The 24,226-nt window shown below is 70.6% G+C and carries 26 protein-coding genes; 19 read left to right on the top strand and 7 right to left on the bottom strand.

All coding sequences use genetic code 11. The features are described 5' to 3' along the window. Positions 1–63 precede the first annotated feature (63 nt). Genes OKJ99_RS25925 through OKJ99_RS25900 form a run of 6 tightly spaced genes read left to right on the top strand, consistent with a single transcriptional unit; the run spans position 64 to position 5,322 of the window. The gene (locus tag OKJ99_RS25925; RefSeq protein WP_326019942.1) at positions 64–1,158 is read left to right on the top strand and encodes an ABC transporter ATP-binding protein; all 1,095 of its coding nucleotides are present in this window, start codon (positions 64–66) and stop codon (positions 1,156–1,158) included. Continuing rightward, positions 1,155–1,811, top strand: coding sequence for an ABC transporter permease (locus tag OKJ99_RS25920; RefSeq protein WP_326019941.1), 657 nt, complete (start codon positions 1,155–1,157; stop codon positions 1,809–1,811). Before OKJ99_RS25925 ends, OKJ99_RS25920 begins: the two co-directional genes overlap by 4 nt. 6 nt (positions 1,812–1,817) lie before the next feature. Further along, positions 1,818–2,495: an ABC transporter permease gene (locus tag OKJ99_RS25915; protein ID WP_326019940.1), complete on the top strand. Its 678-nt coding sequence runs from the start codon at positions 1,818–1,820 to the stop codon at positions 2,493–2,495. 20 nt (positions 2,496–2,515) lie between these two features. Then, positions 2,516–3,451, top strand: coding sequence for an ABC transporter substrate-binding protein (locus OKJ99_RS25910; protein WP_326019983.1), 936 nt, complete (start codon positions 2,516–2,518; stop codon positions 3,449–3,451). A gap of 12 nt (positions 3,452–3,463) precedes the next feature. Then, positions 3,464–4,879 carry a purine-cytosine permease family protein gene (locus OKJ99_RS25905; protein ID WP_326019939.1) on the top strand — a complete coding sequence of 472 codons (1,416 nt, stop codon included), beginning with the start codon at positions 3,464–3,466 and terminating at the stop codon, positions 4,877–4,879. A gap of 11 nt (positions 4,880–4,890) precedes the next feature. Then, on the top strand, positions 4,891–5,322 hold the full coding sequence (locus OKJ99_RS25900; RefSeq protein ID WP_326019938.1) for a hypothetical protein: 432 nt from the start codon (positions 4,891–4,893) through the stop codon (positions 5,320–5,322). 47 nt (positions 5,323–5,369) lie between these two features. Here the strand turns inward: OKJ99_RS25900 and OKJ99_RS25895 are convergent, their stop codons facing one another. The 4 genes from OKJ99_RS25895 to OKJ99_RS25880 are packed head-to-tail and all read right to left on the bottom strand — an operon-like array spanning position 5,370 to position 7,504. After that, entirely contained in the window at positions 5,370–5,744 is a 375-nt protein-coding gene (locus OKJ99_RS25895; protein ID WP_326019937.1) for a roadblock/LC7 domain-containing protein, read from the bottom strand. A 43-nt stretch (positions 5,745–5,787) separates the two neighbouring features. Further along, positions 5,788–6,291, bottom strand: coding sequence for a roadblock/LC7 domain-containing protein (locus OKJ99_RS25890; protein WP_326019936.1), 504 nt, complete (start codon positions 6,289–6,291; stop codon positions 5,788–5,790). Between the two features lie 44 nt (positions 6,292–6,335). Further along, a complete protein-coding gene (locus tag OKJ99_RS25885; RefSeq protein ID WP_326019935.1) occupies positions 6,336–7,094 on the bottom strand; it encodes a transcriptional regulator in 759 nt (252 codons plus the stop codon). Beyond that, entirely contained in the window at positions 7,091–7,504 is a 414-nt protein-coding gene (locus OKJ99_RS25880) for a hypothetical protein (protein WP_326019934.1), read from the bottom strand. Before OKJ99_RS25880 ends, OKJ99_RS25885 begins: the two co-directional genes overlap by 4 nt. Before the next feature lie 284 nt (positions 7,505–7,788). Between OKJ99_RS25880 and hutU the strand changes: the two genes are divergently transcribed. The 4 genes from hutU (at position 7,789) to hutI (ending at position 13,362) form a co-directional block, all read left to right on the top strand. After that, positions 7,789–9,447: a urocanate hydratase gene (gene hutU, locus OKJ99_RS25875; RefSeq protein ID WP_326019933.1), complete on the top strand. Its 1,659-nt coding sequence runs from the start codon at positions 7,789–7,791 to the stop codon at positions 9,445–9,447. 62 nt (positions 9,448–9,509) lie between these two features. Beyond that, positions 9,510–10,721, top strand: a complete 1,212-nt coding sequence (locus tag OKJ99_RS25870; RefSeq protein ID WP_326019932.1) for an allantoate amidohydrolase — start codon at positions 9,510–9,512, stop codon at positions 10,719–10,721. Beyond that, positions 10,718–12,073 carry a formimidoylglutamate deiminase gene (locus OKJ99_RS25865; RefSeq protein ID WP_326019931.1) on the top strand — a complete coding sequence of 452 codons (1,356 nt, stop codon included), beginning with the start codon at positions 10,718–10,720 and terminating at the stop codon, positions 12,071–12,073. The genes OKJ99_RS25870 and OKJ99_RS25865 overlap by 4 nt, the downstream gene beginning before the upstream one ends. Positions 12,074–12,186: 113 nt before the next feature. Then, complete coding sequence (gene hutI, locus OKJ99_RS25860) at positions 12,187–13,362, top strand: imidazolonepropionase (RefSeq protein WP_326019930.1); 1,176 nt, start codon at positions 12,187–12,189, stop codon at positions 13,360–13,362. A gap of 97 nt (positions 13,363–13,459) precedes the next feature. Here the strand turns inward: hutI and OKJ99_RS25855 are convergent, their stop codons facing one another. Beyond that, positions 13,460–13,864, bottom strand: coding sequence for an ATP-binding protein (locus OKJ99_RS25855; protein ID WP_326019929.1), 405 nt, complete (start codon positions 13,862–13,864; stop codon positions 13,460–13,462). Positions 13,865–13,947: 83 nt separating this feature from the next. Between OKJ99_RS25855 and OKJ99_RS25850 the strand changes: the two genes are divergently transcribed. The 3 genes from OKJ99_RS25850 (at position 13,948) to OKJ99_RS25840 (ending at position 15,909) form a co-directional block, all read left to right on the top strand. Then, positions 13,948–14,760, top strand: a complete 813-nt coding sequence (locus tag OKJ99_RS25850) for a helix-turn-helix domain-containing protein (RefSeq protein WP_326019928.1) — start codon at positions 13,948–13,950, stop codon at positions 14,758–14,760. Then, on the top strand, positions 14,757–14,957 hold the full coding sequence (locus OKJ99_RS25845) for a DUF397 domain-containing protein (RefSeq protein WP_326019927.1): 201 nt from the start codon (positions 14,757–14,759) through the stop codon (positions 14,955–14,957). Before OKJ99_RS25850 ends, OKJ99_RS25845 begins: the two co-directional genes overlap by 4 nt. A gap of 211 nt (positions 14,958–15,168) precedes the next feature. Then, positions 15,169–15,909 (top strand): hypothetical protein, encoded by a 741-nt coding sequence (locus OKJ99_RS25840; protein ID WP_326019926.1) that lies wholly within the window; start codon positions 15,169–15,171, stop codon positions 15,907–15,909. Between the two features lie 3 nt (positions 15,910–15,912). Here the strand turns inward: OKJ99_RS25840 and OKJ99_RS25835 are convergent, their stop codons facing one another. Beyond that, complete coding sequence (locus OKJ99_RS25835; RefSeq protein WP_326019925.1) at positions 15,913–17,529, bottom strand: RICIN domain-containing protein; 1,617 nt, start codon at positions 17,527–17,529, stop codon at positions 15,913–15,915. A gap of 200 nt (positions 17,530–17,729) precedes the next feature. After that, positions 17,730–18,641, bottom strand: coding sequence for an RNA polymerase sigma factor SigF (locus OKJ99_RS25830; protein ID WP_326019924.1), 912 nt, complete (start codon positions 18,639–18,641; stop codon positions 17,730–17,732). Between the two features lie 243 nt (positions 18,642–18,884). Here OKJ99_RS25830 and OKJ99_RS25825 point away from each other — a divergent pair, with 243 nt between their 5' ends. From OKJ99_RS25825 to OKJ99_RS25800, 6 genes are all read left to right on the top strand, one after another. Beyond that, on the top strand, positions 18,885–19,268 hold the full coding sequence (locus OKJ99_RS25825; RefSeq protein ID WP_326019923.1) for an STAS domain-containing protein: 384 nt from the start codon (positions 18,885–18,887) through the stop codon (positions 19,266–19,268). 283 nt (positions 19,269–19,551) lie between these two features. Then, positions 19,552–20,043 (top strand): ATP-binding protein, encoded by a 492-nt coding sequence (locus OKJ99_RS25820; RefSeq protein ID WP_326019922.1) that lies wholly within the window; start codon positions 19,552–19,554, stop codon positions 20,041–20,043. Between the two features lie 156 nt (positions 20,044–20,199). After that, a complete protein-coding gene (locus OKJ99_RS25815; RefSeq protein ID WP_326019921.1) occupies positions 20,200–20,892 on the top strand; it encodes an LPXTG cell wall anchor domain-containing protein in 693 nt (230 codons plus the stop codon). Positions 20,893–21,006: 114 nt separating this feature from the next. Next, a complete protein-coding gene (locus OKJ99_RS25810; RefSeq protein WP_326019920.1) occupies positions 21,007–21,867 on the top strand; it encodes a COG1470 family protein in 861 nt (286 codons plus the stop codon). Continuing rightward, positions 21,864–23,009 (top strand): hypothetical protein, encoded by a 1,146-nt coding sequence (locus tag OKJ99_RS25805; RefSeq protein ID WP_326019919.1) that lies wholly within the window; start codon positions 21,864–21,866, stop codon positions 23,007–23,009. The genes OKJ99_RS25810 and OKJ99_RS25805 overlap by 4 nt, the downstream gene beginning before the upstream one ends. Before the next feature lie 38 nt (positions 23,010–23,047). Continuing rightward, the coding region (locus tag OKJ99_RS25800; protein WP_326019982.1) for a hypothetical protein at positions 23,048–24,226 on the top strand (1,179 nt) is incomplete at its 3' end.

Raw genomic sequence — 24,226 nt, 5'->3', positions numbered from 1 at the left:
TCACTCACCGAGAACTCTGCATGACGATATGCAGGGCGGGCAAGAGGACTCCAGAGGCGCTCCATGATCCAGTTCGAAGCGGTCCACAAGCGATTCCCCAATGGCACGACAGCGGTACACGATCTCTCGCTCGACATGCCGGAAGGGGGTGTGACCGTCTTCGTCGGGTCGTCGGGCTGTGGCAAGACGACCAGCCTCCGGATGATCAATCGTATGGTCGAGCCCTCCTCGGGCACGATCCGGGTCGGCGGGCGCGATGTTCTGGAGCAGGACGCCGCTGAGCTGCGGCGCTCCATCGGATACGTGATCCAGCAGGCCGGGCTCTTCCCGCACCGCACCGTCCTCGACAACGTCGCCACGGTGCCGCTGCTGCTCGGCTGGGGGCGGAAGAAGGCGCGGGCCGCGGCGAGTGAGCTGCTCGATCGGGTCGGCCTCTCCGCGGAGATGGGCAAGCGGTACCCGCATCAGCTGTCCGGTGGCCAGCAGCAGCGGGTGGGGGTGGCGAGGGCGCTCGCCGCGGATCCGCCGGTGCTGCTCATGGACGAGCCGTTCGGGGCGGTCGACCCGGTCGTGCGTACCCAGCTTCAGGATGAACTGCTGCGGCTCCAGAAGGAGTTGAACAAGACCATCGTCTTCGTCACGCACGACATCGACGAGGCGGTGCGGCTCGGTGACCGGATAGCCGTGTTCCGGGAGGGCGGGCACCTCGTGCAGTGTGCTCCGCCGGAGGAGCTGCTCGCGCGGCCCGCGGACGAGTTCGTGGCGGACTTCCTCGGTGTCGAGCGGGGGCTGAAGCTGTTGTCGCTGACGACGCTGGGGGGTGTCGGACAGGGCGCGTACCCGGCGGACACCGGCTGGGAGCTGGCCCTGGACGAGGCCCGCAAGCCGCTGCACTGGCGCGACGAGGGCACCGGCGCCACGGTGCCGATCCGGCCGCTGCGGGAGACGGACTCGCTCCTGTCGGCGCTGAACGAGTCGATCGCGGCACCGGGCGGATTCGTGGCCCGGGTGGACGCCGACGGCATCCTGACCGGAGTCTCGTCCCGGTCCGAGATCCACGACCGGGCGGGCCTCGCCCACGCCACCGCTGGGACGCGCGCGGGCACCGGGAAGACCGAGCCGGCCGAGGCCGTCGAGGACACGGACGTGACGTCATGACCATCGACTGGGAATGGATCGGCTCGCACGGGTCCGACCTCACCACCCTCACCCTCTCCCACCTCCAGGCCGCCCTCAGCGCCGTGCTGTTCGGGCTCGTCATCTCGCTGCCGCTCGCCGTCGTCGCGCACCGGGTGCGCGCTCTGCGCGGGTTTCTGCTCGGGATGTCGAACGTGCTGTTCACGATCCCGTCCATCGCCGTCTTCGTGCTGCTGCTGCCCATCTCCGGGCTCACCCGCACCACCACCGTCATCGGCCTGACGATCTACACGCTCGTCGTCCTCCTGCGGAACACCGTCGAAGGCCTCGACTCGGTGCCCGCGAAGACGAAGGAGGCCGCGAAGGCCATGGGGACGCGGCCGATGCGGACCCTGCTCACCGTCGAGCTGCCGCTCGCGCTGCCCGTGATCATGGCGGGCGTGCGGATCGCCACCGTGATGGCCATCTCGCTCGTGTCCGTCGCGACGTACATCGGGGACGGCGGGCTCGGCCAGCTGTTCACCGACGGGTTCCAGCGGAACTTCCCGACCCCCGTGATCGTCGGCGTCGTCCTGACCCTGCTGCTCGCGCTCGTCGCGGACGCGCTGCTCGTCGGCGTCCAGCGGCTGCTCACGCCGTGGGCCCGTACCCGTACTCGGACCCGGAAGGCCTGAACCCCCATGTTCGAACTCTTCAAGAACCTCGGGGCCTGGCTGGTCGGCGGGGAGCAGTGGGCGGGCAGCGACGGCATCGCGACGCGCATCGCCGAGCACCTCCAGTACTCGCTGCTCGCCACGCTCGTCGCCGCCGCGATCGCCCTGCCGGTCGGACTGCTCATCGGGCACACCGGGCGGGGCGCCTTCATCGCCATCAACCTGTCGTCGTTCGGGCGGGCCCTGCCCACCGTGGGGCTCGTCGTGCTCGTGTTCCTGGCGAGCGGTCTTTCCATGTGGCCGGTCTACATCGCGCTCGTCGCGCTTGCCGTCCCGTCCATCGTCACCAATACGTACGCCGGGATGACCGCCGTCGATCCCGAGGTGCGGGATGCCGCGCGCGGGCAGGGCATGAAGGCCCATCAGGTGCTCTTCCAGGTCGAGTTGCCGCTCGCGCTGCCGCTCATCATGACCGGTCTGAGGCTCGCGCTCATCCAGGTCGTCGCCACCGCCACCATCGCCGCGTACGTGTCCTTCGGCGGGCTCGGCCGCTACGTCTTCGACGGGCTCGCCCAGCGCGACCTGGTGCAGGTGCTCGGCGGGGCCGTGCTCGTCGCGGTGGTCGCCATCGTTCTCGACCTGGCCCTGTCCGGGCTTCAGCGCCTGCTGTTCCGCCACCGCCCCACCACTCTCAAGTCCGCCTAGGAGCACGCCAGATGAGCACCATGAACCGACGTACTCTCCTCGGCGGCCTGGCCGCCGCGGCCTCCGTCCCCGCACTCGCCGCCTGCTCCAGCGGCATCACCTCGCTCGACCAGCAGGGGGGTTCGGTCTCGGGCGGCGGCTCCAGCAAGAAGGGTGTCACCATCGGCACCGCCAACTTCACGGAGAACCAGGTCCTCGGCTACCTGTACGCGGCCGCGCTCGAAGCGGCCGGCGTGAAGACGAGCGTGCGGCCCAACCTCGGCACCCGCGAGATCCTCATCCCCGCCCTCAAGAGCGGCGACATCGACCTGCTGCCCGAGTACCAGGGCGCCCTCCTGCACTACCTCGACACCAAGGCGAAGGCCACCGAGGAGGGCGAGATGCAGAACGCCCTCGCCATGGTGCTCCCGGCGGGCCTGCAGATCCTCCCCTACGGGATGGCCGAGGACTCGGACGCGTTCGCGGTGACCCGCGAGACCGCGAAGAAGTACAAGCTGAAGTCGCTCGCCGATCTCGCGAAGCACAACGGGAAGCTGATCATCGGCGCCGCTCCCGAGGTGAAGAAGCGTCAGGTCGGTGCCGTCGGGCTCAAGGACGTGTACGGCGTCGAGTTCAAGGAGTTCAAGTCCCTTGATTCGTCCGGGCCGTTGGTGAAGGGCGCGCTGAAGAAGGGCGACGTCGACGTCGCCAACCTCTTCACCACCGACACCGACATCGCCGGCAACGACTGGGTCGTCCTCACCGACCCCAAGAACCTGGTCCCCGGTCAGCACATCGTCCCGCTGATCGCCGACCGCAAGGCCGACTCGACCGTCCGCAAGGCGCTGGCCCGCCTGGGCAACGCGCTGACGACCGAGGACCTCACCGAGCTCAACCGGCTCGTGGACAAGGACAAGAAGGACCCCGAGGACGTGGCGAACGACTACGCGCGCCGGCACGGGATCAGCAAGAAGTAAGGAGGCCATCGCATGGCCGCAGCGGTAGTGGAGAAGCACTCCATCGACGTGGTGCCGGACAGCGAACGGCACGGCGGCGCGTTCAACCAGTTCACCCTCTGGCTCGGCGCGAACCTCCACATCACGGCCGTCGTCACCGGCGGGCTCGCCGTCGTCTTCGGCGGCGACGTGGTCTGGTCGCTGATCGGGCTCGTGCTCGGCAATCTGCTCGGCGGCGCCGTCATGGCGCTGCACTCGGCGCAGGGGCCGAAGCTCGGGCTGCCCCAGATGATCCAGTCCAGGGCCCAGTTCGGGGTGAAGGGCGCCGTCGTCCCGCTGCTCCTCGTGATCCTGATGTACGTCGGGTTCTTCGCGAGCGGCACCGTGCTCGCCGGTCAGGCCACCGCGCAGCTGACGCACACCAACGACACGACGGGCATCATCGTCTTCGCGCTCGTCACGGGGATCGTGGCGACGGTCGGCTACCGGGTCATCCACCTCCTGGGGCGGGTGGCGAGCGTGGTGTGCGCGCTCGCCTTCGTCTACCTGGCCGTGCGGCTCTTCGACCGGGCCGACGTCGGCGCGCTGCTCTCCGACGCGCACTTCTCGCTGCCGATGTTCCTGCTCGCCGTCTCCCTGTCGGCCTCCTGGCAGCTCGCCTTCGGCCCGTACGTCGCCGACTACTCGCGCTATCTGCCGCGTACGACCAGCGGCAAGGCCACGTTCTGGTGGACGCTCGCGGGCTCCGCGCTCGGCTCTCAGTGGTCCATGGCCTTCGGTGTGCTGGTCGCGGCGAGCGCGGGCGAGAAGTTCATCGACAACCAGGTCGGGTACGTCGTGTCGCTCGGCGGGGCGGGGCTCGTCGCCTCGTTCTTCTACTTCGTGATCGCGCTCGGCAAGCTCACCGTCAACGTGCTCAACACGTACGGCGGCTTCATGTCGATGGTCACCGGCATCAGCGGGTTCCGCGGGCAGCGGGCCCTGTCGCAGCGTGGCCGGGCCCTCTACATCGGGATCATCATGGTCGCGGGCACGGTGGTCGCGCTGGCGGGCAAGGACAGCTTCCTGACCTCGTTCAAGGACTTCCTGCTGTTCCTGCTGACGTTCTTCACGCCGTGGTCCGCGATCAACCTGGTCGACTACTACCTGATCTCGCGCGAGCGCTACGACCTCCCGGCCCTCTTCGACGTGAACGGCCGCTACGGCGCCTGGCGTTGGGACGCGCTCGTGGTCTACGGGGTCGGCGTGCTCGCCCAGCTGCCGTTCCTGGCCACCGCCTTCTACACGGGCCCGCTCGTCGAGCCGCTGGGCGGGGCGGACGTGTCGTGGATCGTCGGGCTCGTCGTCCCGGCCGTCCTCTATTGGCTGCTCGCCCGGCGCGGTGCGGGGGCGTGGCCCACCGAGAAGACGGGGGATAGCCCTACTGCGGTGGGGGCCTCGGCTCCGTAACGTCGAGCGGTATGGAAGCCCGCGAACGCGCACGCGACGCCGAACTCAAGAAGGAACTCGACGCCACCCTGCACGCACGCAGGGAACTGGGTGACGAGTACGAGCCGGCGCTCGTCGACTCCTTCCTCGACAAGGTCGAGCAGCGACTCGACTCCGTCGTCGACCGCAGGGTGCGACGACAACTGGCCGAGCACCGGATCACCGTGGCCCGCGGGGCCCGCGACTCCGGCGCCGAGAACTGGGGCGAACGCTTCGGCTTCGCCGTGGTCTCCCTCGTCCTCGCCATCCCGCTGTCCGCGATCGCCGTGGTCAACGCCGGACTGCCCGGGCTCTTCGTGGCCTGGGCGGGCATCGTCGGGGTGAACGGGCTGCACGCGGTGCGGTGGGGGCCCGTCCGCAGGCGGGAGCGCGGGGACCGCGAGGAGTCCGACTGGGAGGGGTAGCCGTAAAGGGCGCCGCGCTTCACGAAGCGCGGCGCCCTTTCACGCGCTCAGACCTCCAGCTCGCCCTCGATCTTCTTCAGCTGGTGGCGGGCCATCGCCAGGTTGGCGCGGGCCTTGTCGAGCACCAGGTACAGGAACAGGCCGTTGCCGCCGCGTCCCTTGATCAGGCGGATTAGGTGGTACTGGTTGCCAAGGGTGATGAGGATGTCCTCGATGCTCTCCTTGAGTCCCAGTTGCTCCATGGTGCGCAGCTTGGAGCGGACGACGTCGGTGTTGCCGGCCGCCGCGACCTCCAGGTCGAAGCTCTTGGAGCCACCGATGGTGCCGAGGGCCATGCCGCTCGTGTAGTCGACGAGGGCCGCGGCGGTGGCGCCTTCTATGGAGGCGAGGGCGTCCTTGAGGGCTGTCTCGGTATTGGCCATGATGCTGGGTTCCTTTCGTGCTTCTTCGCGGGTGTGCCGGTGGTCAACGCGTGGGCTGGGGCGGCACATTGGTGGTCGGCCGGACAGGGAGTCCGGTCTCGGTCGTGGTGGTGGACGCCGTGCGGGCGCGGGCCCGGCCGCGGGTGCGGGGGGCCGGCTCGGGCGGCGCTTCCTCCTCGGCGGGAGCGGTGAGTTCCCCGATGCGGGTGCCGGAGCGGCGCCCTTCGAGGTGCAGGCGGCCGACATTGACCCGGTCCTGCGCGAGGAGCGTGAGGACGGCGGTGTCCCCGGCCGCGTAGGTGGCGATGTAGCCGTCGGCGCCGCGCACCAGGAGCTCGCGGAAGGCGCCCTGCGCGGTGGCGTCGGCGAGGCGCTGGGCGACGCCGAGTGCGGTGGCGGTGAGCGCGGCGACGCCCTCCGGTTCGATGCCAGGAGTGTCCTGGGCGAGGACCAGGCCGTCGACGCTGGCTGCGAGGGCGCCGGTGACCTGGGGCACGCGGACTCTCAACCGTTGCAGTTCGGCGAGGAGTTCGCCCTTGTCGACCATCGGAGGTCTCCTTTCGGGGGTACGTGAGGAACGCAGCAGGCGTCTCACAGGGCCTCCAGACCGGCGCGCAGCCGCCGCAGCAGGGCCACGTCGGGGTCCTCGACGACGGCGAGCCCGAACCACTCGGGCGGAGCCGGGGCGGGGGCCGTGGCCACCAGGCCGCACGCGGCGAGACGCCGCAGGTCGACAAGGGTGTGGAAGGCGGGCCTGCCCAGGGTGAGCGCTATCTGGGAGGCCGTCCGCGCGCCGTCGACCAGGTCGAGGACGCGGCGCCTGCGCGGGGGTACGCACGCCTCCGCGCGCCGGATGATCCGGCTGAGCGGCGCCGTGTCCGTGTCCGGCTCCGGCCAGATCCGCTGGAGCAGCTCGCGCCTGCGCAGCGTCTCGCGCTCGACCGTCGCCACCGGCACGGGCCGCACCGTCCCGAACCAGTGGGAGACGCCGTACCGGAACCGGGAGGGGCCGCTGCTGGGGGCGAGCGTGAAGTACGAGGCGTCGAACAGGGCGCCCAGATGGCACAGTTCGAGGGCGCCGTCCGAGAGGCGGCCCTGCTCCACCAGGTAGCGGCCGACGCGCTGCCTCGCCCCGGCCCGGTCCACCGCCTCCGACCAGCCCTCGGCCCGCACCGCGCCGCCCGCCATGAGCAGCACGTCCATGCCGGGGGTCGCGGGCGACTCGGCGTGCACGACCCGCCCGTCCTCCAGGTAGAGGGTGCCGTGTTCGCGGATCAGGGCGCCGGTCGCCTGCTCGTCGGCGAGGCGGCTGAGCATCGGCGAGACACCGGCGCGGGCTTCGGTGCTCATCCCAGGACCATCCGGTCGGCCATGTCGGCGAGCCGCAGTCGGGCGAGCGCGAGATTGCCCTCGTCCCGGCCCAGCCACAGGTGGACGAAGACGCTGCTGTCGAAGGTCGTGCGCACGAAGCGCAGCAGGTGGTAGCTGTCCCGGTTGGTGACGATGACGTCCTCGACGGGGGGCGCCTTGTCGCTGACGGACCCCTGGGACCAGTCGCTGCCGTCGGCGGGGGCGAAGGTGTTGTGTTCGGCGGCGAGCCGGGCCAGTTCGGCGGACTCGGCGGCATCCGCCTCGTGATCCCCGTTGCGCGACGCGCCGACGGTGCCCAGGGCGAGTCCGCTGGTCCAGTCGACGACGGAGGCGCCGCGCGCACCCGGCAGTCGCATGACCTCAAGGAGGCACTCGTCAATTCCGGGCACGCCTCGGACCCCCATCCGATCGCCATGTATGTGTCCCTGGTGCGTGTGTGACGACGAAGCTACGGACAGTGCGGAGAGCAGGTGAGGCTTCTGGCATTTCCCGGTGAAACATTCACGAGCCGTCTAAAATGCGCCACCCACTCGCGGGGGGTGGCGAGTTCGGGCCGTCGCGCCGCGCCTCGACGCCTCGATCCCGCGGCAGCTCTTGACTAGACCTATTCATGTAGCCAGGATGTGAATAGAAGGCTGAACAGCTGATTGATTCCCACCCCAGGAGGCCGTCGATGTCAGGACCCCGCCCCGTACGAGCCCCGCGCGGCACCGAGCTCAACACCCTGGGGTGGCAGCAGGAGGGCGCCCTGCGGATGCTCATGAACAACCTCGACGGCGAGGTGGCCGAGCACCCCGACAAGCTCGTCGTCTACGGCGGCACCGGCAAGGCGGCCCGGTCCTGGGACGCGTACGACGCGATCGTGCGCACGCTGAAGACGCTGAAGTCGGACGAGACCCTCCTCGTCCAGTCCGGCAAGCCGGTCGGCGTGATGCGGACCAACGAGTGGGCGCCGCGCGTACTCCTCGCGAACTCCAACCTGGTCGGCGACTGGGCCAACTGGGAGGACTTCCGCAAGCTGGAGGCCGAGGGCCTCATGATGTACGGCCAGATGACGGCCGGCTCGTGGATCTACATCGGCTCGCAGGGCATCGTCCAGGGCACGTACGAGACCTTCGGCGCGGTGGCGCGGAAGAAGTTCGACGGCACGCTCGCCGGGACCATCACGCTCACCGCCGGCGTCGGCGGCATGGGCGGCGCCCAGCCGCTGGCCATCTCGATGAACGAGGGCGTCGCGATCTGCGTCGACGTCGACGAGACCCGCATCGACCGCCGCATCGGCACCCGCTACCTGGACGTCAAGGCCGACAACCTCGACCACGCCATGGAGCTTGCGGTCCAGGCCCGCGACGAGCGCCGCGCCCTGTCCATCGGCGTCGTCGGCAACGCCGCCGAGATCTTCCCGGAGCTGCTGCGCCGCGGCGCCCCGATCGACATCGTCACGGACCAGACCTCGGCCCACGACCCGCTCGCCTACCTCCCCGTCGGCATCTCCGTCGAGGACTGGGACAAGGAGCGCGAGGCCGACCCGGCCGGCTTCACGGAGAAGGCCCGCCAGTCGATGCGCCTGCACGTCGAGGCCATGGTCGGCTTCCTGGACGCGGGCGCCGAGGTCTTCGACTACGGCAACTCGATCCGCGACGAGGCCCGCAAGGCGGGCTACGACCGCGCCTTCGACTTCCCCGGCTTCGTCCCGGCGCACATCCGCCCGCTGTTCGAGGAGGGCCTCGGCCCGTTCCGCTGGGCCGCCCTGTCCGGTGACCCGAAGGACATCGCCGCCACCGACAAGGCGATCAAGGAGCTGTTCCCCGAGAACAAGCACCTGCACCGCTGGCTCGACATGGCCGCCGACCGCATCGCCTTCGAGGGCCTCCCGGCCCGCATCTGCTGGCTCGGCTACGGCGAACGCCACCTCGCGGGCCTGAAGTTCAACGAGATGGTGGCGAGCGGCGAGCTCTCCGCGCCCGTCGCGATCGGCCGCGACCACCTCGACTCCGGTTCGGTCGCCTCCCCGTACCGCGAGACGGAGTCCATGAAGGACGGCTCCGACGCGATCGCCGACTGGCCGCTCCTGAACGCCCTGGTCAACACGTCCTCCGGCGCCACCTGGGTCTCCATCCACCACGGCGGCGGCGTCGGCATGGGCCGCTCCATCCACGCGGGCCAGGTCTGCGTCGCGGACGGCACGGAGCTCGCTGCCGCGAAGATCGAGCGGGTCCTCACGAACGACCCGGCGATGGGTGTCATCCGCCACGTCGACGCGGGCTACGAGCACGCCGCCGACGTCGCCGCCGAGCGCGGGGTACGCGTCCCGATGACGGAGGGGGAGTGACGGCCGCGGGGCTCCGCCCCGGACCCCGCGCCTCAAACGCCGGCGGGGCTGGTTTTTTGGAGATGTGGCACGACCTGAAGCCCATCGGCCGCAACGCCGACACGGGTGGCTACCGCCGCTTCGCCTGGACCGCGGCCGACGCCGACTGCCGCACCTGGTTCAAGGCACAGGCCGAATCCCGCGGACTGACCTACGAACTGGACCGCAACGGCAACCAGTGGGCCTGGCTCGGCGACCCGGAGGCCGGCGACGCCGTCGTCACGGGCTCGCACCTGGACTCCGTCCCGGACGGCGGCGCCTTCGACGGCCCCCTCGGCGTCGTCTCGTCCTTCGCCGCCCTGGACGAACTCCGCCGCAGGGGAGTGGAGTTCACCAAGCCCCTCGCCATCACCAACTTCGGCGACGAGGAAGGCGCCCGCTTCGGCCTGGCCTGCGTCGGCTCCCGCCTCGCCGCGGGCGTCCTCACCCGCGACGCGGCCCACAAGCTCACGGACGCCGACGGGGTCACCCTCCCGCAGGCGATGGAGCGGGCCGGTTACGACCCGGACGCGATCGGCGCCGACCGTGAACGCCTCGACCGCATCGGCGCGTTCATCGAGCTGCACGTGGAACAGGGCCGCGCCCTCGACCTGTCCGGCGACGCGATCGGCATCGCAAGCTCCATCTGGCCGCACGGCCGCTGGCGCTTCGACTTCCGGGGCGAGGCCAACCACGCGGGCACGACCCGCCTGGTCGACCGCCGCGACCCGATGCTGAGCTACGCGGAGACGGTCCTCGCGGCCCGCCGCGAGGCCCAACTCGCGGGCGCGGTCGCCACGTTCGGCAAGATCTCCGTCGAGCCGAACGGCGTCAACGCCATCCCCTCCCTCGTACGCGGCTGGCTCGACTCCCGCGCCGCCGACCAGGAGTCCCTGGACGCGACGGTCACCGGGGTCGAGAAGGCGGCACGCGAGTACGCGCAGGCGCACGGCATCGACGTATCGCTGACCCGCGAGTCGTTCACGCCGATCGTCGAGTTCGACGACGCGCTCCGCGACGAGCTGGCCCGAATCCTCGGCACGCAGGACTCGGCAGCGGATCTGAAGGTCCCCGTCCTCGGAACGGGAGCGGGACACGACGCGGGAATCCTCGCCCAGTCGATCCCCACCGCCATGCTGTTCGTACGCAACCCGACAGGCGTCTCGCATTCCCCGGCCGAGTCCGCGGCCGAGGACGACTGCCTCGAAGGGGTGCGCGCACTGGCCGACGTACTCGAAGGGCTGGCCTGCAAGTGACGACGACGTACTGGTTGGAACACGCCTGGCTCGGCACGCATGTCGAGCCCGGCGTGGCCGTGGACGTGTCGGACGAGGGCCGCTTCACCGCGGTCCGCACGGGGGTCGGCGCACCCCCGCCCGGCGCGACCGCGCTGCGCGGACTGACCCTCCCCGGCCTCGCCAACGCCCACAGCCACGCCTTCCACCGGGCGCTCCGCTCGACCGTGCAGGTCGGGTCCGGGACGTTCTGGACGTGGCGCGAGGTCATGTACTCGGTGGCGGACCGCCTCACACCGGACACGTACCACGCGCTCGCGCGGGCCGTGTACGCGGAGATGGCGCTCGCGGGCATCACGGCGGTGGGGGAGTTCCACTACCTCCACCACGCCCCCGGCGGCACCCCGTACGCCGACCCGAACGCGATGGGCGAGGCGCTGATCGCGGCGGCGGAGGAAGCGGGCATCCGCATCACCCTCCTCGACACGGCGTACCTGTCCTCGGGCTTCGGCAAGGAGCCGGACCACCACCAGCGGCGGTTCAGCGACGGCACGGCCGAGGCGTGGGCGGAGCGGGCGTCGCTGCTGAAGGAGCGTCCGGGCGTGCGGATCGGTGCGGCGGTGCACTCGGTGCGCGCGGTCCCGGCGGCGCAGCTGTCGACGGTCGCGGAGTGGGCCTCGGCCCGCCGCGCGCCCCTGCACGTACACCTCTCCGAGCAGACGGCGGAGAACGACGCGTGCCAGGCGGCGCACGGCTGCACGCCGACCCAACTCCTGTCCGACAACGGCGTGTTGGGTGCGCGCACGACCGGTGTCCACAACACCCACCTCACGGACGCCGACATCGCGCTGCTCGGCGGCTCGGGCACGGGAACGTGCATGTGCCCCACCACCGAGCGCGACCTGGCCGACGGCATCGGCCCGGCGGTGGCCCTCCAGAAGGCGGGTTCCCCGCTCTCCCTCGGCTCCGACAGCCACGCCGTCATCGACCTGTTCGAAGAGGCGCGGGCCATGGAGCTGAACGAGCGCCTGCGCACCCGTACCCGCGGCCACTGGACGGCGGCGGCCCTGCTGCGCGCGGCCTCCGCCGAAGGACACGCCTCCCTTGGCTGGGACGACGCGGGCACGATCGAACCGGGCGCGCTCGCGGACCTGGTCACGGTCACCCTCGACTCGGTCCGCACGGCGGGCCCCGAGCCCCGCTTCGGCGCGGAAACGGCGGTCTTCGCGGCGACCGCGGCGGACGTCTCCGATGTGGTGGCGGGCGGCCGCGTGGTGGTCCGCGACGGCGAACACGTCCGGGTGGGCAACGTGGCGGACGCCCTGACGGAGGCGATCGCGGCACTGCACGCCTCCAGCCCCGCCGGCGATTGAGGCGCGGGGTCCGGGGCAGAGCCCCGAGTCGTTGACCACCGGCGCGTAGCGCCAACTTTCGGGAAGGGGTGGGTTGGGGGAGAAAAAACCCCACCCGCCCACGGAGAGGACCCATGACGAACCGCACGACGGCCATCACCAACATCGGCACCCTGGTCACGAACGACCCGACCCTCGGCGAGGGCCCCCTCGGCCAGATCCACAACGCCGCGCTGGTCATCGAGAACGACAAGATCGCCTGGGCCGGCCCGACCACGAAGGCCCCGGCCGCCGACACCACGCACGACGCGGCCGGCCGCGCCGTGATCCCCGGCTTCGTCGACTCCCACTCCCACCTGGTCTTCGCGGGCGACCGCACCGCCGAGTTCAACGCCCGCATGTCGGGCCAGAGCTACTCCGCGGGCGGCATCCGCACCACGGTCGCGGCGACCCGGGCGGCCACGGACGAGGCCCTGGAGGCGAACCTCAAGCACCACCTCGCCGAGGCCCTCCGCCAGGGCACGACCACGTTCGAGACGAAGTCGGGCTACGGCCTCACCGTTCAGGACGAGGAACGCGCCCTGCGCATCGCGGCGGCGCACACCGACGAGGTCACCTACCTCGGCGCCCACATCGTGTCCCCGGACTACGCGGACGACCCGGCGGCATACGTCGAATTGGTGACGGGCGAAATGCTGGACGCCTGCGCCCCCCACGCCCGTTGGGTCGACGTGTTCTGCGAGAAGGGCGCCTTCGACGGCGACCAGGCGCGCGCGATCCTCACGGCGGGCAAGGCCAAGGGCCTCCTGCCCCGCATGCACGCGAACCAGCTCAGCTACGGCCCCGGCGTCCAACTCGCCGTAGAGCTGGACGCGGCGTCGGCCGACCACTGCACGCACCTCACGGACGCGGACGTGGACGCCCTGGCGAACGGCAACACGGTGGCGACGCTCCTCCCCGGCGCCGAATTCTCGACCCGCGCCGAGTGGCCGAACGCCCGCCGCCTCCTGGACGCGGGCGCGACGGTGGCCCTCTCCACGGACTGCAACCCCGGCTCGTCCTTCACGTCCTCGGTCCCCTTCTGCATCGCTCTCGCGGTACGGGACATGGGCATGACCCCGGACGAGGCCCTCTGGTCGGCCACGGCAGGCGGCGCGAAGGCCCTCCGCCGCACGGACGTCGGCTACCTCTCCCCGGGCGCGAGGGCCGACCTCACGTTCCTGAACGCCCCGAGCCACGTCCACTTCGCCTACCGGCCGGGCGTGCCACTGGTCTCGGAGGTGTGGCGCCGCGGCGTCCGTAACGGATGAGGTGAGCGGAAGAAGACACCCCTGCCCAGAAAAATGTCGCACTGATACGAGTCAGTGCGACATTTTTCTGGGCAGGGGTGTCTCCGATTGCTTGCGATCACGTCGGTGAACCGGCGAGCCGCGCCCAGACCAGCTTCCCGCCACGCGTCGGCAGCACACCCCACCGGTCGGCCGTCGCCGCGATCAGGAACATTCCGCGCCCCGACTCCGCCTCCCAGTCGGGCTCCGCGCACGGCACGGGCAGCACGGGCGAGCGGTCGGCCACGGACACCTGTACCGCGCCGGCCTCCGCCAGCACCCGCAGTCTCACCTCGCACTCGGGGACCGCCACGTGCCGGTGCACGTTCGCCAGTATTTCCGTCACGCAGAGCTGCGCCGCGTCGACGAGGGCGGGGTGCCCCCAGGCGCGTAGGTGGGTGGCGACCGTTCGCCGTACGTCCGAGAACTGCGCGGGTTCCGCCCGGAGTTGGATGACGACTTCGGGTGGAGATTGCGTCTTCATGCCCTCACAGTGAGTGACCGCTGGCTAGCCTGACCAGGACTGCGAGCTGCACACAACGAAGTGTGCAAGCGAGGGGGTTCCTTGTGCAGGACTGTGTCGACGGGTCGCCGAGCATGCGGATGTTCGGGGCGGTGGTGCGGGCCCTGCGCGAGGCGCGGGGCGGTTCGCGAGAGGACTTCGGGGTGTACGTCGGGTATTCGGCGTCGCAGGTGGCGATGGTCGAGCGCGGCGCGCGGATGCCGAGCGCGCGGTTCGTGGCGCGGGCGGGGGAGTTCCTGGGCGCGAGGGAGGCGGTGGAGGCGGCGGCGGAGCACCTGGAGCGGCGGCGTTATCCGGCGTGGTTCGACGACTACGTGGAGAAGGAGTCGGCGGCGGTCAGCCTGTGGGCGTACGACTCCCACGTGCTCAAAGGGCTGGTGCAGACCGAGGACTACGCCCGGACCGTGCTTGGTGCGCGCGTGCCGATGCTGGACGACGACGAGATCGAGCGGCGCGTACAGGCCCGCCTGGAACGGCAGGTGCTCCTCACCCGCGTACCGCCGGTGTCGCTGTCGCTGGTCATCGAAGAGTGGGTGCTGAGGCGTCCGGTGGGCGGGGTGGCGGTCCTGCGCTGTCAGCTGGAACGCTTGCTGGAGCTGAGCGAGAAGCGCAACATCTCGATCCAGGTCATGCCGACCGCCATCGAGTCACATGCCGGGTTCACCGGGCCGTGGACGCTACTGGAGACGCCTGAACGGGAATGGGTCGCGTACGTCGAGGGCCAGGCGGGCGGCCTCGTACTCCAAGACCGCACGGAGGTAAGCGAGTTGTTCCAGCGGTTTGGCATGATCCGGTCCCAGGCCCTCACACCGGGGGACTCCGCGAAGCTCATCGAGAGGATGGCGAGCGAACTATGACCACCGCAGACCTCACATGGTTCAAGTCCAGCTACAGCGGCGACTCGGGCGGCGACTGCCTGGAGGTCGCCCACGCCTCCGAGGTCCACATCCGCGACTCGAAGAATGCCAAGTCCAACTCCAGCCCCACGCTGGCCATTTCGGCCGACAGCTGGACCGCTTTCGTAAACTTCGCCGCGAAGTCCGCGCTACAGTAATCGCGCCATCACGTTCCGTATGCGAATACGGAGCGGCCCCCAGCGGTGCTGCGAACACCAATCTGAGGGCCTTCACCGACGAGTGGATAGGACCTCCACCGCGATGCTCAAACATGCTATCCCGCCTGCCCGTTTCTTCTCTCAGGTTCCGAACGAGATCATCCGGAACCCGCGCCTGAACGGCACGGCCGTACGACTTCTCCTCTGGGCCTTGTCCCTGCCCGAGGGCTCCCGGGAAACCGTCCAGTCCCTCGGCGAGAAGATGCCGGAAGGCCGCCTGGCCGTACGCAAGGCCAGGCGGCAGCTGGAGGAGGAGGGGTACCTCCACACGCGCCGCAGGCAGGACCCGGAGACCGGTCGCTGGACGACCCAAGTCCTCGCCTCCAACGTGCCGTTGACGTCACCCGAAGAAGTCGCCGCCGTCTTCGGCCCGAGTGACCAGGACCCGCCCGCCGGTGACGCGACCGGGCAGGCCCTCGGCGCATACCCCTTGGGCGAAACCCCGAAGGACAACACCCCCAACCGTGGGGCGGCGTTCCTGGAACGCCTCGCCGACCGCGAACCGACGCTGCGCCTGGGCGCCCGCGACGTCGAAAGCCTCGCGCCGCTCATCGACGGCGCACTGGCGACCGGCGTCACCGAGACCGACCTCCGCCGCTGCCTGACCACGGACCTGCCCCGCGCACTCCGCTCCGCCGCCGCCCTTGTCCGGTACCGCCTGGAGAACCGGCCGCCTACGGCCGCGCCGACTCCCGTCGCGCACAAGCACGTGGCTCCCCTCGGCGAATGCGCGGAGTGCCGCGACCCGCTGCCGCGAGGAGTCGGGAAGGGGATCTGCCGCACGTGCGCCGGGCTGGCAGCGAAGCCGACGCCGGCACCGGTGCCCGCCCAGGGCCAGGGCCTGCGTGACGTGATCGCCCTCGCGAGGGCCGCCCTGCGCCCCGTCGACTAGCGGCTACAGGCTCTTCCCCGCCCGCCACCGCTGCTCGGCCCCACCGTGGAACTTGCGCTGCCCGAGGCGGAAGGACCCGTCGTCGAGCGGCGTGACGGCGGTCTTCCAGTCCGTGCCGGGGCGGATCGAGCCGTCGGCATGGACGGAGAAGGCCAGGTTCGCCCCGTGGGTGTCGTCGTCGACGGCCGCGCAGTGCCAGAGGCCGATCGTGCGGTCGGTGTCGCCGCGGTTGTCCAGGCAGAAGTCGGGGTTGGCGGCGGACTGGATGACGCCGCGGTCGGCGTCCACGCGCCACTGCTGGCTGCCCGTGAGGTCGCACTTCGCGGCCACGACGTCGTCGCCGTCCGTCATCGGCGTGCGGGAGATGTCGAGGCACAGCCCGGAGGCGACGTCGATCACCTCCGCGTACTCCTCGCCGGGCGGGCGGAAGGGCGGCGGCTTCGGCTTGTGGGCGGACGAGGACGGCTTCGGGGTCGGAGTGGCCTGCGGGGGCGGCGGCACCGTGACCGTCTCCGTGCTGCGCGCGGTCGTCGTCGCGGTGGCGGTCGACGTGGTCGTGGTGGTGGCGGTCGTCGTCGCCGTGACCGTCACCCGGACCGGCGGCGGCGTCGAGGGCGTGGCGCCCATGCCCTGGCCCACCGCCGACAGGTCGGGACGGCCCTCCGTCAGCGTCAGGATCAGCAGCGGTACGAGCGCCACGCCGACCGCCGCCGAGGCGAGCGCGAAGCCCATCGGGGTCGCGCGCACGGGCGTGTGGCGACGGGGGGCCTTCCGGCGGTCGGCCCTCGTCGGCGGCTTCGCGCGGTGGCGGCGCGGGGCGGGGCGCTGCGGCACCGGCGCCGGGGCCGTCGGGGCAGGCGTCTCGGTCAGTACGTAGTCCGTGCCGCCCCACGGCAACAGGCCCTCCGCCAGCGCGCGGCGCGGGTCGTCCCGCAGGGCCGTCAGCTCCAGGTACGCGGCGGTGCAGCTCGGGCAGCGGGCGAGGTGGGCGTCCAGGTCGGCGGTGCCGCGCGGGCGGCCCGGTCTCGTAGCCCCCTCGATGAGACGCCCGTAGGCGCGGCAGTGCGTGCCCTGTCGCGCCGTGAGGCAGGCGCCGCGCAGTGCGTCGAGCGCCGCGCCCCGCGCCTGCGCCACGTCCCGCGCGGGCGTTCCGGTGACGATGCCGGTGGCGGCGTCGGAATCCTGGTCCACCACGGAGTGCCAGAGCAGCGTCTGGGTGCGCGACGCCAGCGTATGGAAGGCGGAGAGCAGCGCGGGCGCCCGGTGGGCGTCCGGCGTGCCGAGGGTGGCAAGGAGGCCGGGAGCGAGGCGTGTGCGGCGCTCGTCGGCGGCCCACTCGGCCGCGGTGCGGTGGACGAGCAGCAGCGCGTGGTGGCGCCAGGAGCCGCGCGGCTCGCCGCCGCGCGCGACCTCTCGTGCGGCGCGTGCGAAGGCCTGCGCGCCCAACTGCCGCGCGGCGTCCGTGTCGTTGGCGCACACCCGCGCGTAGGCCAGGAGGGCGTGCCGGTGCCTGCCGCGCAGCTCGCCGAGCGCCGGGTACGCGGTCGGGGTGTCGGACCGCAGCAGGGCGACGAGCCGGTGGTCGGGCTCCATGGCATGGACGCCCCCGTTCGCAGACACCGTGTCCTCCTGTCACCGGGTCCCAGATGGGTGCTCATAGTGGTGCAGGAGAGGTGCCACGGATAGGTGTTTCTCGCGGTAACCGGGCGCGGAGGCGCGGGAGTTGGCTCAAACACACCGAGGGGGCCGACCGTGTGACGGTCGGCCCCCTCGACGTGACAGGGCGTTACGGGTATTGCCGGTGTGACGGATCCGCGTGATTACTCCTCGAGCGTCAGACCCTTGCGCAGGCGCACCAGCGTCCGCGACAGCAGCCGCGACACGTGCATCTGCGAGATGCCCAGTTCCTCACCGATCTCGGACTGGGTCATGTTGGCGACGAAGCGCAACGAGAGGATCTTGCGGTCGCGCGGGGGGAGATCGGCGATCAGCGGCTTCAGCGACTCGACGTACTCGATGCCCTCGAGTCCGTGGTCCTCGTAGCCGATGCGGTCCGCGAGCGCGCCTTCGGAGTCGTCCTCCTCGGGCTGGGCGTCGAGCGAACTGGCGGTGTAGGCGTTGGACGCCGACATGCCCTCGACGACCTCTTCCTTCGACAGGCCCAGGCGTTCGGCGAGCTCGCCCACCGTGGGGGCGCGATCGAGCTGCTGGGCGAGTTCGTCGCCCGCCTTGGCGAGGTCGAGACGGAGTTCCTGAAGACGGCGCGGTACGCGCACGGACCAGGAGGTGTCGCGGAAGAAGCGCTTGATCTCGCCGACGATGGTCGGCATCGCGAAGGTCGGGAACTCGACGCCGCGGCTCAGCTCGAACCGGTCGATCGCCTTGATCAGGCCGATGGTGCCGACCTGAATGATGTCTTCCATCGGTTCGCTGCGGGAGCGGAACCGGGAGGCCGCGAACTTGACCAGGGCCAGGTTCAGCTCGACCAGCGTGTTGCGGACGTACGAGTATTCGTGTGTGCCTTCGTCGAGCGACTCGAGCCGCTCGAAGAGGGTCTTGGAGAGGGCTCGGGCGTCGAGCGGTCCCACCTCGTCGAACGGAGGGATCTCCGGAAGACCTTCGAGGCCCTCAAGGCCCTCGGCCTCGACGTCGATGGGGGTTTCCTGGGGGAGTGTCGACGCCGCCTGGTCAGGGCGCGATTCGTCGAGCCGGGCTGACATGATGTCCTCCATGCGTTCTCGGCATATGGCTGCCGATGCCAATGCGTGCACTGCTTCTAAGTGCGGCGCCTCCAAAGCCGGCCGTGGTCGAATGTTGTCCTTACTAGGCCTACCCGTTTTCCACACCCGGTCGCAAGTGCGTTCTGTGGTGAAATGTCCGAATTCTAGAGGTTGTTCGGGTGTCGGCGGACAGTTGGAGGGCGTAGTGTTCGAGGGCGTCAATCGGCACGTCGTAGGCAGCGAGAGAGAGACGTCATGGACCGCGGGACAGTCGGCAGTGCGCATCGGGGCCGGCTTCTGGTCGAGGTGCGACAAGAGGGCTTCAGTGCCGTCGTGACCCCGGCCGGTGAATTGGATCACCATACGGCCGACCTGCTGCGCGAACCCCTGGATGAATGCCTCAGCAATGGACATTCCCGGCTGGTGATCGACTGTTCTCGCCTCGAATTCTGCGATTCGACGGGGTTGAACGTGCTGCTCGGGGCCCGACTCAAGGCCGAGGCGGCCGGTGGCGGAGTGCACCTCGCGGGCATGCTTCCGGTGGTTGCCAGGGTGTTCGAGATCACTGGCGCGGAGGCCGTCTTCACGGTGCACGCGTCGCTCGACGAGGCGCTCGCGCCGGACCCCTCAAGCGACTGACAGGCACCGGAAGGCCGCGTGCTGTGGCCAATCGCAGAAGTTACGCTCCAGTTGTCCTTGTGTGATCGCAGCGTTACCAGGGTCACAGGAGCCGTTCTGAACAAGTGGGTGTTTCCGTCGTTCCCCCGGGCAGGAGACCCCTCGAACACGACCCCGACCCTGCGACTCCGATGACCCTCCGACCCCGATCCGCGACCCGGACTTCTTGGCCGGGCAGTGGGCACTCGGACCCTGAACCCTGAATCCTGAAGCTGAATTGGTGAATCGGTGAGGTGAAGTGCTGATGAGCACCACCCGGCCTTACTCGCCGGGCGACCACGGCCCCGAGTCCGGTGAAGTACCGGTCGTCGCGGGTGCGCGGGTCCGCAGGCTGAGCCTCAGCGGCGCGAGCGGAATCGTGCCGCTCGCCCGTGACTTCACCCGCGAGGCGCTGCATGCCTGGGGCTGGCTGCCGGCGGCGACCGCGGACCGCAGGGCGGCGGCGGAGGACGTACTGCTCGTCGTCTCCGAACTCGTCACGAACGCGTGCCTGCACGCCGAGGAGCCCGACGAGATCATCCTCTACTTCGGCGACGCCCCGGCCAACAAGGTGCTGCGCATAGAGGTCGCCGACCGCGGGGCGGGCCAGCCCGCGCCGCGTACCCCGCACCGGGCCGGCCGCCCCGGTGGGCACGGCATGTTCATCGTCCAACGCCTCTGCCTCGACTGGGGAGTTGTCCGCACCCCGGGCGTCACGGGCAAGGTCGTGTGGGCGGAGGTCGGCGCCCCCGCGTAGCCCCTTTTGTGCCTTCTTCGGAGCACGCCGGATCGACTTCGATCCGGCGTGCTCTTTGTCTTCCCTCGACAAGGTCCCGGGCGTACCTTGAGCCACCCAGATCTGATGAACCGTCAGTAACCTTCGGTTTGAAGGGACTTCGAGGTGACGTACCGGATGTACCAGAAACGAACCGCCGCGTTCGCGCTCAGCGCGGCTTTGGCAGGCTCGGCGGTGCTGATGGCCGCCCCCACCGCCTCGGCCACGGTGCAGAACGTGAACTACCAGTGCAAGACCCCGATCGGGAACAAGGCAGCCGTCTCCCCGATCGACATCAAGAGCGCCAAGAGCGGCGGCGGCTACAAGATCACGATGTCCTTCCAGAAGGGCGTCTCCTCCAGCCCCGTCGAGCTCGGCAAGGGCGCCATGCACCCGAGCGCGGTGATCAAGGTGGGCGGCGCGGACAGCGGCCAGTTCACGGCCACAGGGCCGCCGAACGACAAGGCGATCCCCGCCAACACCCCGATCAAGATCAGTGACTTGACGGGTACGTACACGCCGAAGAAGAGCGGCAAGGTGAACTTCACCGCCGGCGTCCTCACCATCAAGGCGCTCGGCACGAACACCACCTGTACGCCGTCCAACAGCCCGAAGCCGTCCCTTGAGATGGACGTGAAGGCTGCCGCGGGGGGTGGCGGGGCCGCGGACTCGGGTTCGTCGGCGTCCGCGCCGTCCGGCGGGGAGCTTCCGCAGACCGGTCCTGAGGATTCGGCGATCGCGCTCGGCACGCTTGGCGGAACGGTGCTTCTTGCCGGTGCGGCGGGGGTGTTGTGGTTGACCCGGCGCAATCAGGCGGGGGCGTCCCGCTAAGGGGCGGGCGTAGGCAGGATGACGTTGCGCTTGTCGATGGAAGGTGGAGCCCCGCGGCGTTCCGGCCGCGGGGCTCCGCCCCGGACCCCGCTGGCTCTCGTCCGAAGGCGGGGCTTGATTGTTGCTGCCCTGGCGCTCGTTCTGGTCGGTCCGGGCTGGACCGTCGCGCCCTCGTCCGCCGGTGGCACCCGGCCGGCCGATGGTGATGGGCGGCCGTACATCTACGCCGAGGGGGCGCCCGGTTCCGTGCTGGAGGACAAGGTGGCGGTCACGAACCCGAGTGACAAGCCGCTGAAGGTCTCGCTGCGCGGGGCCGACCCCGAACGCAAGAAGGCCACGGACACCGGGGCCTGGATCCGGTTCGCCGAGACGACCGTGAAGATCCCGGCGCGCACCCGCGCCGAGGTCCCCTTCACGGTCTCCGTGCCCACGGGCGCGACCCCCGGCGACCATCCGGGCACGGTCGTGGCACGGGCGGGCGGGCGCGACGCCGGGGTCAGCGTCCATCTGCGGGTCAGCGGCCCCACCCTGTCCGCGCTCACGGTCGAGAACGTACGGGTGAACAAGGGCTCCATCGCCTACGACGTGGTGAACCGCGGCAACACGACGCTCTCGCCGCGCCTCGCGGTGAAGGCCGACGGGATGCTCGGCGCCGCCCTCGACAGGAGCCGGGCCCTGCCGGTGCAGCTGCTGCCGGGCCGCAGGGTCAGCCTCACCGAACCGTGGAAGAACGCCCCGGCGCTCGACGCCGTCGACGTGAAGGTGACGGTCACCGCGGGCGGCGGCGCGGCGGACTCGGCCACGGCGAGCGCCCGGTTCGTGCCGTGGGCGGCGGTCGGCGGGATCCTCGCCGTGCTGGCGGGGGCGGGGTGCGCCGCCTTCTGGTACCTGCGCCGCCGACGGCCCTCCTGGCCCGTACCGCCGCACCTGCTCCGACTGCTCCGCCGACAAGGGAACGTAAGGAGTGCGCCATGAACCGCCGCCGCAGCAGTGCTCGCGCCTCGCGGCTGCTGACCGTCCTCGCCCTCGTGGGCGCCCTGCTCGCGGGGACCGCGCCCTGGGTGGCCACCGCCTCCGCCGCCGACAAGCCGTCCGTGAGCCTCTCCAAGTCCCAGGCGGGGACCGGGGGTTCGGTCACCGTGAAAGGTGCGGACTGGCGGCCCGACACGCTGCTGATGATGCTGATCTGCGGGCAGTCCAGCCCGTCGCGCGGCGTCATCGGCGGCACCAACTCCTGCGCCAACTCGGAGGGGCGCGCGGTCACCACCGACTCCAAGGGAGCGTTCAGCAAGTCGCTTCCGGTCGCCGAGCCGCCGAATCCGTGCCCGTGCGTCGTCCATGTCGCCACGGTGACCGGAGAGAAGGCGCAGTCGGACGCCGTGTTCCAGGTGGCGGGGCATCCGGTGAAGGCGCTGCCGAAGACGTCAGGCAGCGGGCAGCTGTCCATGGTGGCCGACACCCGGCTCGAAGGATCGAGTGGCCTGCTGACCTGGTTCGGTGCCCCGCCGTCGCGGTCCTTCACGTTCACCGTGGGCAACGTCGGCTCGACCCCGGTCAAGAACCCCATCTTCCAAGTCGGCACCTCCCACGGCGTGTTCGCGCCGCAATGGGAGGACCAGCAGTGGCGCGGCACGATCAAGCCGGGGCAGAAGGCGCGGATCAAGCTGCCCGTCGAGCTGTCGGCGGGCGCGCACGGCGACTATCTCGTCTCGCTCAAGTACGACGGGAAGGTGCTGGCCGAACAGCCCTGGGGCGTGGGCCGTCCCTGGGGCGTCACCCTCTTCTGGCTCCTGCTCTGCGTCGTCGTGCCGGCCGCGGTCTTCCGGATCGGCATGGCGGTCGTGGACCGCGTACGACCGCGTGATCGCCGGTCGAGGTCCAGGGGGCCCAGGGCGGCGGGCGGGCGCACCGTACGGCTTCCGAAGGTGCGGCTGCCGCAGCAGAAGCCGAAGCAACCGGCGCCCGGAGACGCGCCCACCGCGCCCACCGGCGCGACACAGACCACGACCCTGCCCTGGTTCACCCCGGACACCGGTCCCACCGGTCCGGAGCGTCCCGCGGCCGGTCAACTCTCCGCACCGCCCGAGAACAGTCCGACGACGAAAGGAAATTCGTGAGCACCCAACGGAGAGTGAGCGCGGCCGGTGTCGCCCTGATGCTGGGCGGGGCGGGCCTGATGTTCGCGACCGCGGCTCCCGCGCAGGCGGCCGAGAGCTCGTACAAGACGGAGTGCATACCGCCCTCGATCTCCGGGCTCGACCCGGTGCAGGGCACCACGATCACTCAGCTCACGGCGCCCGCCACGGCGAAGGTCGGCGACACGGTCAATGTGACCTGGAAGTTCATCCAGGGCGCGTCTAAGAACCCCGACGTCCTCGACCTCGGCGAGAACACGGTCCAGCCCACCGGCACGCTCAAGGCGGCCGGCGCGCAGACCGGTGACATCGACATGCAGGGGCCCCGCGAGAACCCCGCGATCCCCAAGAACAGTCCGATGAAGCTGTCCACGATGACGGGCAAGCTGAAGCTGGAGAAGCCGGGCGAAGTGAAGCTGACCCCGGACAAGTACAACATCAACGTCAGCAAGCCGATGTCGACGGACACGAAGTGTTCTCCGAAGGAGGCTGTGGACCCGGGTGCGGTCATCAAGGTCGTTGAGGGGGCCGCGAGTTCGGGCGGTTCGAGCGGCTCGGGGGGTGCCATCGGCGGTCTGCCGGGCACCTCGACGGGCGGCTCCTCGGGCGGCTCTTCGAGTTCCGGTGGTAGCGACTCGGGCGGTTCCGATGACACCGGTGGCACCACGGGCGGCGGCGGCAGTGGCGGGCAGAGCGACTTCACCGGCAAGGAGGTCAGCGTCCCCTACTCCTGCAAGACGCCCATCGGCGACAAGAGCGCCACGTCTCCGGTGCAGATCAACGCCAAGAAGGACGGCGGGAACTTCGGCCTCACGGTGAAGTTCAAGAAGTCCGTGATGGACAGCCCAGCCGACATCCCGGCCGACTCGGTGAAGCCGTCGATGCAGGTGAAGCTGGGCGGCTCCGACAAGGGCACCGTCCCCGTGGAGGGCCCGACCAACAAGAAGCCCTTCAAGTCCGGCGACCCGATCACGATCCCGGACCTGACCGGCACGTACAAGCCGGGCGCGGACGGCAAGTCCACGCTCTCGCCGGGTGTCCTCACGGTGAAGGCGCTGGGCACGACCACCACCTGCACGCCGAACAAGGCTCCGGTCTCCCTGGAGCTCGACACGTCGAAGCAGGCGGGCGGCGCGGCCGGCGGCACGGGTTCGGCGGGCGGCTCGGCGGGCGGCGGCGGTGGCTCGGCCGCGACCGGC

Source organism: Streptomyces endophyticus (assembly GCF_035798155.1).
GTDB classification, from domain to species: Bacteria; Actinomycetota; Actinomycetes; order Streptomycetales; family Streptomycetaceae; genus Streptomyces; species Streptomyces endophyticus.
The sequence above is the reverse complement of the archived record's forward strand: the minus strand, read 5'-3'. Positions and strand labels throughout refer to the sequence as shown.

What these genes read in the sequence shown, in the direction of transcription:
- OKJ99_RS25925 (WP_326019942.1), top strand. Translation starts at nt 64, where the DNA reads ATGATCCAGTTCGAAGCGGTCCACAAGCGATTCCCCAATGGCACGACA.
- OKJ99_RS25920 (WP_326019941.1), top strand. Translation starts at nt 1,155, where the DNA reads ATGACCATCGACTGGGAATGGATCGGCTCGCACGGGTCCGACCTCACC.
- OKJ99_RS25915 (WP_326019940.1), top strand. Translation starts at nt 1,818, where the DNA reads ATGTTCGAACTCTTCAAGAACCTCGGGGCCTGGCTGGTCGGCGGGGAG.
- OKJ99_RS25910 (WP_326019983.1), top strand. Translation starts at nt 2,516, where the DNA reads ATGAACCGACGTACTCTCCTCGGCGGCCTGGCCGCCGCGGCCTCCGTC.
- OKJ99_RS25905 (WP_326019939.1), top strand. Translation starts at nt 3,464, where the DNA reads ATGGCCGCAGCGGTAGTGGAGAAGCACTCCATCGACGTGGTGCCGGAC.
- OKJ99_RS25900 (WP_326019938.1), top strand. Translation starts at nt 4,891, where the DNA reads ATGGAAGCCCGCGAACGCGCACGCGACGCCGAACTCAAGAAGGAACTC.
- OKJ99_RS25895 (WP_326019937.1), bottom strand. Translation starts at nt 5,744, where the DNA reads ATGGCCAATACCGAGACAGCCCTCAAGGACGCCCTCGCCTCCATAGAA.
- OKJ99_RS25890 (WP_326019936.1), bottom strand. Translation starts at nt 6,291, where the DNA reads ATGGTCGACAAGGGCGAACTCCTCGCCGAACTGCAACGGTTGAGAGTC.
- OKJ99_RS25885 (WP_326019935.1), bottom strand. Translation starts at nt 7,094, where the DNA reads ATGAGCACCGAAGCCCGCGCCGGTGTCTCGCCGATGCTCAGCCGCCTC.
- hutU (WP_326019933.1), top strand. Translation starts at nt 7,789, where the DNA reads ATGTCAGGACCCCGCCCCGTACGAGCCCCGCGCGGCACCGAGCTCAAC.
- OKJ99_RS25870 (WP_326019932.1), top strand. Translation starts at nt 9,510, where the DNA reads ATGTGGCACGACCTGAAGCCCATCGGCCGCAACGCCGACACGGGTGGC.
- hutI (WP_326019930.1), top strand. Translation starts at nt 12,187, where the DNA reads ATGACGAACCGCACGACGGCCATCACCAACATCGGCACCCTGGTCACG.
- OKJ99_RS25855 (WP_326019929.1), bottom strand. Translation starts at nt 13,864, where the DNA reads ATGAAGACGCAATCTCCACCCGAAGTCGTCATCCAACTCCGGGCGGAA.
- OKJ99_RS25845 (WP_326019927.1), top strand. Translation starts at nt 14,757, where the DNA reads ATGACCACCGCAGACCTCACATGGTTCAAGTCCAGCTACAGCGGCGAC.
- OKJ99_RS25830 (WP_326019924.1), bottom strand. Translation starts at nt 18,641, where the DNA reads ATGGAGGACATCATGTCAGCCCGGCTCGACGAATCGCGCCCTGACCAG.
- OKJ99_RS25825 (WP_326019923.1), top strand. Translation starts at nt 18,885, where the DNA reads ATGGACCGCGGGACAGTCGGCAGTGCGCATCGGGGCCGGCTTCTGGTC.
- OKJ99_RS25820 (WP_326019922.1), top strand. Translation starts at nt 19,552, where the DNA reads ATGAGCACCACCCGGCCTTACTCGCCGGGCGACCACGGCCCCGAGTCC.
- OKJ99_RS25815 (WP_326019921.1), top strand. Translation starts at nt 20,200, where the DNA reads ATGTACCAGAAACGAACCGCCGCGTTCGCGCTCAGCGCGGCTTTGGCA.
- OKJ99_RS25805 (WP_326019919.1), top strand. Translation starts at nt 21,864, where the DNA reads ATGAACCGCCGCCGCAGCAGTGCTCGCGCCTCGCGGCTGCTGACCGTC.